At 35.3% G+C, this 14,050-nt stretch carries 13 protein-coding genes; all 13 read right to left on the bottom strand.

Annotation, left to right across the window (positions count from 1 at the left end):
- Nucleotides 1–38: 38 nt before the first annotated feature.
- Nucleotides 39–1,205, bottom strand: a complete 1,167-nt coding sequence (locus tag M4I44_RS13940) for a hypothetical protein (protein ID WP_249965055.1) — start codon at nt 1,203–1,205, stop codon at nt 39–41.
- Nucleotides 1,202–2,203 carry a DUF2157 domain-containing protein gene (locus M4I44_RS13935; RefSeq protein ID WP_249965054.1) on the bottom strand — a complete coding sequence of 334 codons (1,002 nt, stop codon included), beginning with the start codon at nt 2,201–2,203 and terminating at the stop codon, nt 1,202–1,204. Before M4I44_RS13935 ends, M4I44_RS13940 begins: the two co-directional genes overlap by 4 nt.
- A gap of 185 nt (nt 2,204–2,388) precedes the next feature.
- Nucleotides 2,389–3,669: an argininosuccinate lyase gene (gene argH, locus M4I44_RS13930; protein ID WP_249965053.1), complete on the bottom strand. Its 1,281-nt coding sequence runs from the start codon at nt 3,667–3,669 to the stop codon at nt 2,389–2,391.
- A 140-nt stretch (nt 3,670–3,809) separates the two neighbouring features.
- Complete coding sequence (locus M4I44_RS13925) at nt 3,810–4,880, bottom strand: M20 family metallo-hydrolase (RefSeq protein ID WP_249965052.1); 1,071 nt, start codon at nt 4,878–4,880, stop codon at nt 3,810–3,812.
- An 85-nt stretch (nt 4,881–4,965) separates the two neighbouring features.
- Nucleotides 4,966–5,739: an acetylglutamate kinase gene (gene argB / locus M4I44_RS13920; protein ID WP_249965051.1), complete on the bottom strand. Its 774-nt coding sequence runs from the start codon at nt 5,737–5,739 to the stop codon at nt 4,966–4,968.
- Between the two features lie 103 nt (nt 5,740–5,842).
- Nucleotides 5,843–6,790, bottom strand: a complete 948-nt coding sequence (locus tag M4I44_RS13915; protein ID WP_249965050.1) for an N-acetylornithine carbamoyltransferase — start codon at nt 6,788–6,790, stop codon at nt 5,843–5,845.
- Between the two features lie 246 nt (nt 6,791–7,036).
- Nucleotides 7,037–7,426, bottom strand: coding sequence for a GxxExxY protein (locus M4I44_RS13910; RefSeq protein WP_249965049.1), 390 nt, complete (start codon nt 7,424–7,426; stop codon nt 7,037–7,039).
- A 101-nt stretch (nt 7,427–7,527) separates the two neighbouring features.
- Nucleotides 7,528–8,289 (bottom strand): glutamate 5-kinase, encoded by a 762-nt coding sequence (proB, locus tag M4I44_RS13905; protein WP_249965048.1) that lies wholly within the window; start codon nt 8,287–8,289, stop codon nt 7,528–7,530.
- Nucleotides 8,290–8,432: 143 nt separating this feature from the next.
- On the bottom strand, nt 8,433–9,626 hold the full coding sequence (locus tag M4I44_RS13900) for a glutamate-5-semialdehyde dehydrogenase (RefSeq protein WP_249965047.1): 1,194 nt from the start codon (nt 9,624–9,626) through the stop codon (nt 8,433–8,435).
- Between the two features lie 86 nt (nt 9,627–9,712).
- The gene (locus M4I44_RS13895) at nt 9,713–10,852 is read right to left on the bottom strand and encodes an aspartate aminotransferase family protein (RefSeq protein WP_249965046.1); all 1,140 of its coding nucleotides are present in this window, start codon (nt 10,850–10,852) and stop codon (nt 9,713–9,715) included.
- Nucleotides 10,853–10,997: 145 nt separating this feature from the next.
- Nucleotides 10,998–11,975 (bottom strand): N-acetyl-gamma-glutamyl-phosphate reductase, encoded by a 978-nt coding sequence (gene argC / locus M4I44_RS13890; protein WP_249965045.1) that lies wholly within the window; start codon nt 11,973–11,975, stop codon nt 10,998–11,000.
- Nucleotides 11,968–13,161, bottom strand: coding sequence for an argininosuccinate synthase (locus tag M4I44_RS13885; protein WP_017497102.1), 1,194 nt, complete (start codon nt 13,159–13,161; stop codon nt 11,968–11,970). The genes argC and M4I44_RS13885 overlap by 8 nt, the downstream gene beginning before the upstream one ends.
- Nucleotides 13,162–13,227: 66 nt before the next feature.
- A complete protein-coding gene (locus M4I44_RS13880; protein ID WP_017497103.1) occupies nt 13,228–13,869 on the bottom strand; it encodes a GNAT family N-acetyltransferase in 642 nt (213 codons plus the stop codon).
- Between the last annotated feature and the right edge of the window lie 181 nt (nt 13,870–14,050).

Below are 14,050 nucleotides of genomic sequence, written 5' to 3'. Positions count from 1 at the left end.
GAAACTATCCTAGTCACTTTTCACATCTCACATTTAACTTAAAAAGTTCCTTCTGAGCCTCCTCCGCTGAAACCGCCACCTCCAAAATCCATTGGAGAGTCTTCTGGCTTTGCTTCGGGTTTTACTCCAAATGCTGAAGCGACAATTAAGGTTTCCATATTTAAAAATGGATTTGACGAATTCAATCGATCCGGTTTAAATGTCAAGCCGCTTTCTTTGTCCTTTATCTTCTTTATTGAAAAATAAGCTATTGCAAACAAAACTATCCCGCCAAGTGTCAGCGCAATTTCTATTGGTAAAACCGAATGATAAAACCGAATCGTATAAATTGAAAAGCCTATCGCTAAAAAACTAATCCATAGCAAGATTCTATCCTTAGTTTTCAAAGCCTGGGCCAAATACACAAGAGGCACGATCAGGGTAAAAGCATGAAAGAAAAAAGCAAATGGTATGTCCTTCCCTTCAGCTATTGGATTATCCATAAGCGTCACCGAAAGTTCCCTAACCACTAAATAATTACAAGAAAGATAAAACAATATCAAACAAAAACTATTGGCAAACAGAAGCCCATTATAGTGATAGGTTTCGGTTAGTTTTTGAATATTTTTTTTAGTGAAAAAGTAAAATCCTGCCGAAAATAGTAGCGTCACAAAGGGTAAAATCATTTTTCCAATTTCTCCCAATTCTAATAGTCCAAAGAATAAAGTAGCAGCCGAAGCCATACAAAATACCAATAATGCCGGTAAATTCAAATACCTTCTATAGAGCAGAAACGATTTAAATGCCACAAAAACGGCAATTATTAGTTCGTATCCTTCGGTGGTGATTGCAATAGCAATTCCTAAGTTCAAAATTGATCCTAAAACAAAAGCATCGTCCAGACCATGTCGGTAATATTTCATATTAGCCAGAAGTTCTGCTCCTACAAAACCAACCAAAGCAAAAATATAACAGCAGATACTGAAAAAGAATTGCTCTCCGCTAAGTCCTAATAATGAAATGGCTCCGCAAATGGACAGATAAAAAAATGATCCCAGCAGAAAAAATCCCAGTCGAACCAGAATATTGTTTTGCATTCTAAAAGCAGTCAACTCACTTTTAATTCTATCTTTCTGATTTTTGTCTATAAAACCAGCTGAATACAAAGAAGCAGCTTCTTCTATTAAAATCAAATCATCTAATTCCTCTTTATCGTATGCTGTCATGCTGCCGTTTCTTTATTGAATTTCTTAATTAATTTAATGAATAGTATGATTGAGCCTATAAAATATAAAGGAAGGATTAAAATGAATAACTCCCAGATATCCGAAAAATTAATGCTCTCAAAAACTCTAAACACGAATATATTGAGACCTATATAAGCATAGATAATCATAAAGACATACAATGAAATAGCTTTAAGCCTGTAACTTACTTTATAAAAATAATAGGTTGACGCTGCCAAAACAATTGCAAAAAGCAGCCAAATACCATCCGTATAAGAATCAGTCAGGTTATGAATTAATGCAATACTGGCAATGTGCAAGGCAAAAGTGTGATAAATGATAGTAAAATGCGTTTTTAACTGAATTCTGGAGCTGTAAACCGTCCATAAAATAAGTAAAACAGCCAATAAAATTGCCGAATAACTTAAACTTGGATCCTGGTAGAAATTACTGTTATTCACCAAATCCTGTGGTGTAACAGAAAGTCCTACATAAGCTGCCAAACCGGTAATTGCGATTGTCAAAACACTTTTATTATCGAAATAATACGCACAAAAGAAACTTACCAGGGTTGGGATTAAAGTCGCCAGTCCGTAATGCGTTCCGAAGGTTTGGTACTGGAACTGTAAATACCCAATAAAAATACAAGTAAGTATAGTAGCCGCCAGGACCAAGTATTCTAAAACCGGGTGCTCAAAGGTGGTTTCTGTTTTTTGAAATCCTTTGGCATTTTTAAAACAGAAGTAAAAACAAACTCCAATAACAATCAACAACAGCGAAAGAATTGCAATGTGACCTATTGAATCAATATTTTTGTAAATCAAAATTCCGATTCCTGAAGTAAACAACAATACGGACAAATACAGGGCTAATTTAAGTTCTGCATTTAGTGAAAAAATATTCAATCCACGATAGGACGTAATTTCCTCATACTTATTTTCACTCAGTAATCCCCTTTCCCAAAGGCCTTTAGTGGCCTGATCATCAAACTTATTCATACTTTAATTTTCAAACTAAAAATCAAAAATAAACTTTTTTTACCAAGAACAATTATCTTAAGTAAAAAAAAACCTACTAAACTCAATCATTCAAACGCAAAACCCAAATACTTTTGAACGGCAATAAACAAAAAAACCGATTTGTATCTGATACGAATCGGTTTTTTTGATGGGTTTTGCTTTCTTTACAAAGCTGCTTTCATTTTATCTTTAATAGCATTCAGGCATAAATTATTGATACTGCCTTCATGGGTGTGTTTTGTTTCTTTAGGCGATTGGTACGTTCCGGCTTCCAATTGTTCCGCAACTTCTTTGTATGCATCTCTGAAAGGTATACCAGCCACTACCATTTCGTTTAAAGTATCTACTGTAAACAAATAATCGTATTTTTTATCTTTCAGTATGTTGTCTTTTACGGTAATATCTTTTACAGAAAAAATAGCAATATCCAGACAGGCTTTTAAGTTTTGAATCGCAGGAAACAAACCTTCTTTTAAAAGCTGAAAGTCTCTGTGATAACCACTCGGCAAATTATTGGTGATTAAAGTTATTTCGTAAGGAAGTGACTGAATCTTATTGCATTTTCCTCTGATCAATTCGAAAACATCCGGATTTTTCTTGTGAGGCATAATACTGGAACCTGTTGTAAGATGTGATGGCAAACTTATAAAATCAAAGTTCTGGCTCATATACAAACACACGTCCATGGCAAATTTTGACAAGGTTGCGGCGACACTGCTCATGGCAAAAGCTACCGTTTTCTCGGCTTTTCCGCGGCTCATTTGAGCTGCAACTGCATTAAACTTTAAGGTTTCAAATCCTAATTCCTGAGTGGTGAAGGTTCTGTTGATTGGGAACGAGCTTCCATACCCTGCGGCAGATCCCAGCGGATTCTGGTCGACTACTTTCGAGGCTGCATTTAACATGGTGATGTCATCAATTAAGCTTTCGGCATAGGCTGAAAACCACATTCCGAAAGACGATGGCATCGCGATCTGCAAATGTGTATATCCGGGTAACAAGACATTCTGATGTTTCTCTGCAGATTCCATCAACAAATCAAAAAGTGTTTTTACCTGCTCTTTTATTGCTTTTAACTCGTCTTTTAAATACAAATGAACGTCTACCAAAACCTGATCGTTACGGGAACGCGCTGTGTGGATTTTTTTTCCGGCGTCTCCCAGTTTTACGGTGAGTAAATACTCTATTTTGGAGTGTACGTCTTCAAAACTGTTTTCTATTTCGAAATTTCCAACGGCTACATCAGCAATAATCTCATTTAACGCGTCCACTAAAGAAGTGGTTTCTTCCTGGGTTAATAAACCAATTTGCCCGAGCATTTTGGCATGTGCAATGGACCCCAGTGCATCGTATTTTGCTAAAACTAAATCCAATTCACGATCGTTTCCTACGGTGAATTGTTCAATTTGCTTATCTGTTGGTATTCCTTTTTCCCAAAGTTTCATAACTTAGATTTTTAGACTTCTTAGATCGTTAGATTGTTAGACTTCTTTCTTTGTCTTTATTTTCTAATCACACCAATATGCCTGTTTATATTACAAACCCGACAGGTTTTTGAAACCTGTCGGGTTTAATTTCGTTTCAATTATAATTTAAAGAACCCGTTTAATATTTTGATATACAAATCGACTCCTTCTTCAATTTCATTTACAAAAATAAATTCATCTGCTGAATGTGAACGCAGGGTTTCACCAGGTCCTAATTTTAAAGACTGACAGCTTAAAACGGACTGATCTGAAAGTGTAGGCGAGCCATAAGTAGTTCTTCCCAGAGCGATTCCGGCTTGTACCAAACCATGTGCAATCGGAATTGATGAAGCATTCAGGTGCATTGATCTTGGCGTTACTTCGGCGTTTACATTGGCTTTTACTACTTCCAAAATTTCGGTATTCGAATAACAATCGGTCACACGAATATCCACCACTAAATCACATTCTGAAGGCACTACATTGTGCTGTTTTCCTGCACTGATTTGTGTTACGGTCATTTTTACAGGACCTAGAACCTCTGAAATTTTATCGAATTTATAATTTTTAAACCATTCCATTACAGGAATTGATTTATAAATAGCATTGTCGTCGTTTTGATGTGCGGCATGACTTGCGGTTCCTTTGACTTTTACGTCTAAAACTAACAATCCTTTTTCGGCAACCGCCAACTGCATTAAAGTAGGTTCGCCAACAATAGCACAATCTAATTCTGGCAAGTGCTTTAAAACGCTGTTTAAACCATTCTTTCCGCTGCTTTCTTCTTCGGCAGAAGCTACTATAACTATATTATGTGATAAGTTTTGGTTTTCGTAGAAGTGTACAAATGTTGCCAGCAACGAAACCAGACAACCTCCGGCATCATTACTTCCTAATCCAAATAGTTTCCCATCCTTTTCGATGGCTTTAAACGGATCGTTAGTATAAGCCTGATTAGGCTTTACGGTGTCGTGATGTGAGTTTAATAAAAGTGTCGGTTTATTTTCATCGAAATATTTGTTGAAAGCCCACACATTATTGTTTTCTCTTTGGAAAGGAATTTCGTTTTGATTGAACCAATTTTCGATTAAAAGGGTTGTTTGGTCTTCTTCACTTGAAAAGGAAGGGGTCTCGATAAGACTTTTTAATAAACTAATTGCTTCCTGGGTAAGCGTTTCTATGTTTTTCATTTTTATTAGGTACTGAGGCACTAAGATTCTAAGGTTCTAAGACTGCAAAAGTCTTAGTTTCTTGGGAACTTAGCAACTTTTTCTTTTATAACGTAATCGTTGTATGCGGAATCTCTGAATTTTGAAGCATTTTGTGGTGTCCAATTTTAATTTGCTGTACTCCTCTTGACAAACTATTGAAGCAATTATCTAATTTTGGAATCATTCCGGAATGGATTACTTTTTCTTCTTTAAGTTTGTTGTATAAGGCTTCGTTGATTTCGGTTATTACTGATGTATCGTCTTCTGAATCCTGCAAAACTCCCTGCTTTTCAAAACAATAAGTCAATGTAACCTCAAAAACTTCAGATAAAGCAATGGATAACTCACTTGCAATGGTATCGGCATTGGTGTTTAACAATTGTCCGTTTTTGTCGTGTGTGATGGCACAGAAAACAGGAATAATTCCGTTTTCTAATAACGTAGCCAATAACTTGGTGTTAACTTGTTTTACATCTCCCACGAAGCCATAATTGATTGTAGGGTGGTTTCGTTTTACTGACTGGATTAAATTTCCATCAGCTCCAGAGAATCCTATCGCATTGTTGTCTTTTGACTGTAATTGCGCTACAATATGTTTGTTGATTTGGCCTGCGTAAATCATGACCACAACCTCAAGCATTGCGGCATCTGTAATTCGACGTCCCTCAATCATTTGTGGTACCAATCCAATACTCTGAGCCATTTTTGTAGCCGATTTTCCTCCACCGTGAACTAAAACTTTATGTCCTTCAATCTTAGAAAAATCAGTTAAGAATTGCTCTAATTCTGTTGGATTATCGATGATGTTTCCACCTATTTTTATTATTGTAACTTTCATTTTTTTTAGGTTCAGAGGTTCATAGTCACAAAGGTTCAAAGGTTTCTTTTAAGGTTTTTTTTGACCTTTGTACCTCTGCAACTTTGTGCCTTTGTACCTCAAATTAAAGCTTCTTCAAAATCTTCTGTAAAACTAACTGTGCCGAATACGTTCTGTTATTCGCCTGTTGAATTACAATTGAATTCTTACCGTCGAGCACTTCATCGCTTACAATAACGTTACGACGAACCGGAAGACAATGCATGAATTTCCCATTGTTGGTTAAAGCCATTTTCTTGGCTGTAATGGTCCAGTTTGGGTCTGTATTGGTTACTTTTCCGTAATCGTTAAAATTGCTCCAGTTTTTTACGTACACAAAATCGGCATTTTCAAACGCTTTGTCCTGATCGTATTCTATTTTACAGTCTTTCGTGATTTCGGGACTAAGTTCGTAACCTTCGGGGTGTGTGATTACAAAATCCATATCTTTTTGCATTTGCATCATTTCTACGAATGAATTGGCAACGGCCTGTGGCAAAGCTTTCGGGTGAGGCGCCCAAGAAAGTACTACTTTTGGTTTATGCTTGGTTTTGTATTCTTCCATGGTAATAGCATCCGCTAAAGATTGCATCGGATGACGAACGGCACTTTCCATATTTACAATAGGTACGGTTGCGTGTTTCAAGAATCCTGAAATCACCGTTTCAGCATAATCTTTTTCTTTGTCTGCCAAACCTGCGAAAGCACGAATGGCAATAATATCGCAATATTGTGACACTACTTCTGCAGCTTCTTTAATGTGCTCTGACGCACCGGAATCCATAATAGCACCATCTTCGAATTCTAACGTCCAGCCTTCGTTGGTAAAATTCATTACCATAACATTCATTCCTAGGTTCATAGCCGCTTTCTGAGTACTCAGACGCGTTCTTAAACTTGGGTTAAAAAATAACATCCCTAAGGTTTTATTTTTTCCTAAACTTTGATTTTTAAGCGGGTTCTTTTTAATTTTTAACGCCCCTTTTACCCATTTTGATAATGAGTCGATATCTTGAATTGAAATGTAATTCATAATTTCTTGTTTAATCGGTTAATCGTTAATTTGTTTAATCGGTTCTCCAACTAAACAAGTTTAACTTATATGCTTTTTTTAAATCGCTTTATATTGTTCCTAACTTTAATCGATTAAACGATTAAACAAACAATTAAACTATTCTAAATGATTTTTGTAAATGGTATTTCTTCTTTTAGTAATCTAAAATTAAACGCGGATTCTACTGATTCGCTATCGCGAAGACGCGGATCTACGCAGATTTTTTTATATTCTTACTTTTCTTTCGTTCTCAAAGATTTTCCGTTTAAATTCTGGTTTTTTTCCAAAGTTTAAAAGTAAACCTACTTCACAATCTGTTCCTTTTAAATAGTTTAAAATCTGATTTTCAAATGCTTCCACAATACAATCTACTGCTTTTAATTCTAATATTATTAAATCTTCTACAATTAAGTCGGCATAATATTCGCCTACTTTAATTCCTTTATAATACACAATGATTTTCTTCTGCGCTTCAACTTTAAGCCCTTTATTCTTTAATTCCAAATACAGGGAATTTTGATAAACTCTTTCTAAAAACCCATATCCTAGCTCATTATACACTTCATAAAAGGTTTTAATAATGACATCAGTTAACTCTTGATGTAATAATTTCATTTTTTTTGAACGAAATATACTACATAATATTTAAATATTAAAAAATAATCCTTCTAAATCAGCGTTTTCGCGATAGCGAATCCGTGTCATCTGCGTTTTACTTACACAATCTTGGTAAAGGGAATCTCATCCTTTAAAGCCTTCAAAATAAAATTATCATCTAGTCCATTTACGATCCAGGTTTCAATATTGGCTGCTTTTGCAATTGCGGCTGCTTCTATCTTCGACTGCATCCCTCCTGTTCCATGTGATGATTTTGATTCTCCAATTTCTTTTTCTAATACTTTTAAATCCTTTACCAATTTGATCGTTTCTGGAATTTCATCGTGAATAGAATCTTTGGTATAAATTCCGTTTGTATTGGTGGCAATGATCAGAATATCAACATTTAAAAGAACGGCTGTCAGTGCTGCCAATTTATCGTTGTCTCCAAACCGAATCTCATCTGTGGCAACCGTATCATTTTCATTAATAATCGGAATGTAATTGTTCTCTACCAAAACGTTTATGGTATTGACAATATTGACTTTAGACTGCTCTTTCTCGAAATCAGAATAAGACAATAAACATTGTGATGTCAATAATCCCAAATCGCTGAAATTTTCATGGAAAATCCGCATCAAATGTGGCTGACCAATTGAAGCTAACGCTTGCTTCACAACAATTTCTTTTCCTTTACTTTCGAGCTTTACAAATTGCTTTGCAGCTGCGATTGCTCCGGAACTCACAATTACAAACTCGTACTCTTTGTTTAAAGCTGCAATCTGCATTCCGAGGTCTTCAATCTTTCCCCGTGAAATATGATTGGTTTCTTTGGTTAAAGTATTACTTCCAATTTTTAATAAAATCCGCTTTTTTGACATGCTGTATTTTTTTTACCGCAAAGGGCGCAAGGTTTTTTTATTCTGTTTGTGTTTACAAACGCTAAGTTCGCAAAGCTTTATCTTTAATAAAATCCAAATTCTAAAAATCAATAATTCATAGTTTAAAATCTAAGAGAGTCTAATTATCTAATTTGCCCTTCTCCGTACACATACCATTTATTGGTTACGAGATGCTGAAGTCCGATAGGGCCTCGCTGATGCAATTTATCGGTACTTATCGCTAATTCTCCTCCCAGACCAAACTGACCTCCATCTGTAAAACGTGTTGAAGCATTTTGATAAACGGCTGCAGTATCCACGGCATCCATAAATTCCTGTGCTGCCTTATTATCTCTTGTAATAATTACTGCCGAGTGTCCTCCACAATATTTATTTATTTTTTCTATTGCATTTTCTTCAGAATCGATGCTTCCGATTACTATTTTATAATCCAGGAATTCTTCGTACCAAATGTCTTCGTTTTGAAGTGTTGTTGTATCCTCAAAGCTTTTTAGAGATTCATCTACAATTACTTCTACTTTATACTGTTTTAATTCTTCAATTAAAATAGCTGTAAATCCTTCAAAATTGGGTAGCTTCGAATCTATTAAAACCTTATCAACTGCATTACACGCTGAGATTTTAGAAGTTTTGGCATTTATAATGATTTTTAAAGCCAAATCCGTATCTGCCTTTTCATGAACGTAAACAAAATTATTTCCTCGTCCGCTTACAATAACCGGGCAGCTGGCGTGTGCTTTTACAAACTCAATTAACTTTTCTCCTCCTCTGGGAACAATTAAATCTACTTTTTGAGTTGGTTTTTCTAAAAAAGCCTGAGTTTCTGTACGATTATAATTCAAATATTCTACCCAGTCCTTTGATACTCCGTTTTTTTCTAAAGCCTGATGCCATAGACTCACAATTTTCAAATTCGATTTTAAGGCTTCTTTTCCACCTTTCAATAAAATCTTATTTCCGGATTTAAAAGCTATTCCCCCAGCTTCAATTGTAACATCGGGGCGGGATTCGTAAATGATTAAGATCGTCCCGAAAGCGGCCGTTTTGTTAATCACTTTTATGCCATTATCATGAACAAAATGAAAACGCTCTACTCCAACCGGATCTTCTTGCGAAGCCAGTTGATTGAGTGATACAATCATTTCATCCACTTTTTTATCATCTACCTTTAAACGCTCTTCCATTGCTAAGTCTGAGCCGTCGTAATCAGCAAGATCTTCCTGATTGGTTAAGATAATCTGGTTCCGCTCCTGCTCGACCAGCTGCGCCATAGCATGCAAAACCAGATTACGTTTTTCAATTGATAATGGGGTCATTTTTTTGGTTTAATTGGTTAGCCGTTAATTCGTTTAATCGTTTAACCAATTAAACGAATCAACAGTATTATGTATATGGGTAACCTTTAATTTTTAAGTTCTTCCAGACTTTCTTTTAAAGCTGCAATGAAAGTATCAATATCTGATTTCTTTACTGTTAATGGAGGAAGAATTCTCAACAGATTTTTATTGTTGGCACTTCCGGTGAAAATATGTTTTTCGATGATTAGTTTTTTCCTTAAAGCTGCTACATCAAAATCAAACTCTACTCCAAGCATCAAACCTTTCCCTTTTACTTTTTTAATTCCTTCAATTTCTTTAATTTTTTCTAAAAAATAAGCCGAAACTTCGTTTACATTCTTCTGTAAATCCAATTTTTCAATTACATCCAGCACTGCAATTCCGGCAGCACATGATAAATGACTACCTCCAAAAGTAGTTCCCAACAATCCGAAACTTGCTTCAAATTTTGGAGAGATTAAAATAGCTCCAACCGGAAAACCATTCCCCATTCCTTTTGCAACCGAAATAATATCAGCGTTAATTCCGTGATGTTGGAAGGCAAAAAATTTCCCGCTTCTTCCATATCCTGACTGTACTTCGTCTAAAATCAAGACCACATCGTGCTTTTTACAGGCTTTTTCCAGAGCTTGAAAAAATTCAGTTGTTCCCTCGTCTAAACCTCCTACTCCTTGAATTCCTTCAATAATTACTGCTGTAACATCACCTTTTGCAAGTTCTGCTTCAACTAATTCGATTTGATTTAAGGGTAAAAAAGTAACTTCCTGCTGCGCATTTATTGGTGCTACAATTTTTTTATTATCGGTAACTGCAACTGCCGCAGAGGTTCTTCCGTGAAAAGAATTATCAAAAGCTATAACTCTTGATTTTCCGTTATGAAAAGAAGCTAATTTTAATGCATTTTCGTTGGCTTCAGCACCTGAACTGCATAAAAACAATTCATAATCTTCTAATCCTGATAACTTTCCTAATTTTTGAGCCAGTTCTAACTGTAATGGATTCTGAATTGCGTTAGAATAAAATCCTAAGTGATCTAATTGATCTTTTAATTTAGCTACATAATCCGGTTGTGTATGGCCAATCGAAATTACACCGTGTCCGCTGTATAAATCTAAGTATTCTACTCCTTTGTCATCTACAATTGTACAATCTATAGCTTTAACCGGAGTGATGTCGTATAATGGGTAAACGTTGAATAAGTTCATGTTTTTTTGTTTATTTTGTTTCAGGTTTCAGGTTTCAGGTTGCTCGCTAAACGTTAAACCTGGAACTTAAACCTGAACTTGATTTAAGTTTCAAATCTCAAGTTACGTATGGAACGTGAAACCTGAAACTTGAAATAAATTTTTACTAAAATCCGCTTGGTTTCAATTTTAAACCGGTGGTTTCTTCTAATCCGAACATTAAATTCATGTTTTGAATGGCTTGTCCCGAAGCACCTTTGGTTAAATTATCAATAATTGAGGTGATCAGAATCCGGTTTCCTTTTTTCATTAAACTAATGATACATTTGTTGGTTTGAACAACTTGTTTCATATTGATGTTTGTCGTTGTTATGGTAACAAAAGGCTCATTTTTATAGAATTCTTCGTATCTGGATACCGTCTGCTCCAGACTTTCATCGGAAATAGTATAAAGTGTGGCAAAAATTCCTCTTGGAAAATCTCCTCTATTTGGAATAAAAAGTAATTCACTTTCAAAATCATCTTGTAACTGAACCAAACTTTCTCCAATTTCTCCCAAATGCTGGTGTTCAAAAGCTTTGTAATGTGACATATTGTTGTTTCTCCAGCTAAAATGAGACGTTTCTGAAAGTCCCACTCCAGCTCCGGTACTTCCGGTTGTTGCATTAATATGTACATCATTAAGCAACAGGTCACTATTTGCCAAAGGCAGTAAAGCCAATTGGATCGCTGTAGCAAAACAACCAGGATTTGCAATATAATTTGCCTTTTTGATCGCTGATTTATTCAATTCCGGAAGACCATAAACAAAATCCTTTCCTTCAAAATGGGCATCTTTGTTCAATCTGAAATCATTTCCCAGATCGATGATTTTCGTGTGACTTGCAAACTGATTCTCTTTCAAAAACGAAATAGATTTCCCGTGACCAAGACATAGAAACACTACATTTACATTCGGATTAACCACATCTGTAAAGTTCATTTCGATATCTCCCATCAAATCCTGATGTGCCACAGAAAGCGGTTTTCCCGAATTGGTTGTACTGTAAACAAAATCGATGTTTACTTTGGGATGATTCATTAAGATTCTGATGAGCTCTCCGGCTGTATAGCCTGAGCCACCAATTATTCCGATATTAATCATGATCTAAATGGTTTACAGATGAAAATATGTTTTGAGCATTACCTAAAATCTTAATAAATCCTTTTGCATCGTCAGATGTCCACGCATTATTCATTTCTCCATACTGACCAAAACCTGTATTCATTAAATCATTTTTAGATTCAATTCCGTCAAGTGAAAAATGATAGGGTTTTAATGAAACTGTTACGGTTCCGTTCACTGTTTTTTGAGTATCCTGCAAGAAGGTTTCGATATTGCGCATTACCGGATCTAAAAACTGCCCTTCGTGAAATAACATTCCGTACCAGTTTCCTAATTGTTCTTTCCAGTATTGCTGCCATTTACCAAGTGTATGTTTCTCCAGTAAATGGTGAGCTTTGATGATAATTAACGGCGCGGCAGCTTCAAAACCAACTCTTCCTTTAATCCCGATAATGGTATCACCTACGTGAATATCTCTCCCGATAGCATAAGCATTTGCCAGCTTTTCAAGTTTGACAATATTTTTTTCAGGAACATCTTTTTTACCGTTTAAGGCTACTAATTCTCCCTGCTCAAAATGCAAAGTCACTTTTTCTTCTCCTTCTTTTTGCAATTGCGAAGGATAAGCTTCACTTGGCAGAGGCTCACTTGATGTTAAGGTTTCTTTACCTCCCACACTAGTTCCCCAAAGTCCTTTATTGATTGAATATTGTGCTTTCTCCCAAGAATAATGCACTCCATTTTTAGATAAATAATCTACTTCTTCTTGTCTTGAAAGTTTTAAATCTCTAATTGGAGTAATGATTTCAATTTCAGGAGCAATAGTCTGGAAAATCAAATCGAAACGGATTTGATCATTTCCTGCACCTGTACTTCCGTGTGCAATCGCACTTGCTCCAACTTTTTTAGCATATTTGATCGCTTCAATTGCCTGAAAAACACGTTCAGCGCTCACTGATAACGGATAGGTATTGTTTTTTAACACATTTCCGAAAATCAAATATTTTATAGCTTTGTCATAATATTTGTCTACAATTGTTAGGTTTGCGTGTTGTGCACTTCCTAACTCATACGCTCTCTTTTCGATAGCTGACAATTCTTCTTCATCAAATCCTCCTGTATCTACCAGAACCGTATGAACTTCGTATCCTTTTTCATTTTTTAAATATTTCAAACAATACGAGGTATCTAATCCTCCACTATAAGCTAATACAACTTTTTTCATTTTTTATAATTTAGGCCAATACTTTCGTATTTAGCAAGTTTGAGATTCTAATTTTTAGTTTAATTTTTAAGATAAGAACCCGAAAAACAATGTTTTATTCAGGAACAAAGCTTGTTTGATTTTTTTCAATCTGCTTAAAACGGCTACGTTAAATGGGTGTTTTGGCGGATCTTTTTGTTTGTCTTTCGGGTCATGCAACATCCCTGTACAAAGACACATTTTGTTTTCTTTGCTTTTTAAAATTTCGTAATTCGTGCAGGTTTTACAGCCAGCCCAAAAACTTGGATCGGTAGTCAGTTCAGAAAAAGGTACAGGTTTATATCCTAAGTCAGAATTTATTTTCATAACAGCCAAACCTGTTGTAATACCAAATATCTTGGCATCAGGATATCTTTCCAGAGAGTAATCGAAAACTTTTGACTTGATTTTTTTGGCTAAGCCTAAACTTCTGTAATCCGGATGCACAATTAGGCCGGAATGAGCAACAAACTTTCCGTGCTCCCAACTTTCGATGTAACAAAAACCTGCAAATTTTCCGTCTGCCAAAGCAATCATCGCATCACCATTTGACATTTTTTTCTGAATGTATTCAGGAGTTCTTTTAGCAATCCCGGTGCCTCTTAATAAGGCTGATGATTCTATTGTATCGCAAATTTCCTGTGCGAATTTGAAGTGTTCTTCCTGAGTAACAACAATAGAGATTTTCATTTCAATAGTTGAAGTTAGAGTTAAAAATTAAAACGTATTGTTTAGTTTGAAATCCTGAATTCAATCCAATAAAAATAAGCAAAATAGAAGTAACATTCTCAAAATCAAAAACTTGATTAAGAAAATTTAAAAAATAATATATACTTTTAGGATATGTTTGTCCAATGGACAAATGATGTGA

It is taken from the genome of Flavobacterium sp. B183 (assembly GCF_023539155.1).
Lineage (GTDB): Bacteria > Bacteroidota > Bacteroidia > Flavobacteriales > Flavobacteriaceae > Flavobacterium > Flavobacterium tructae.
This window is presented reverse-complemented; position numbering and strand designations above follow the sequence as displayed.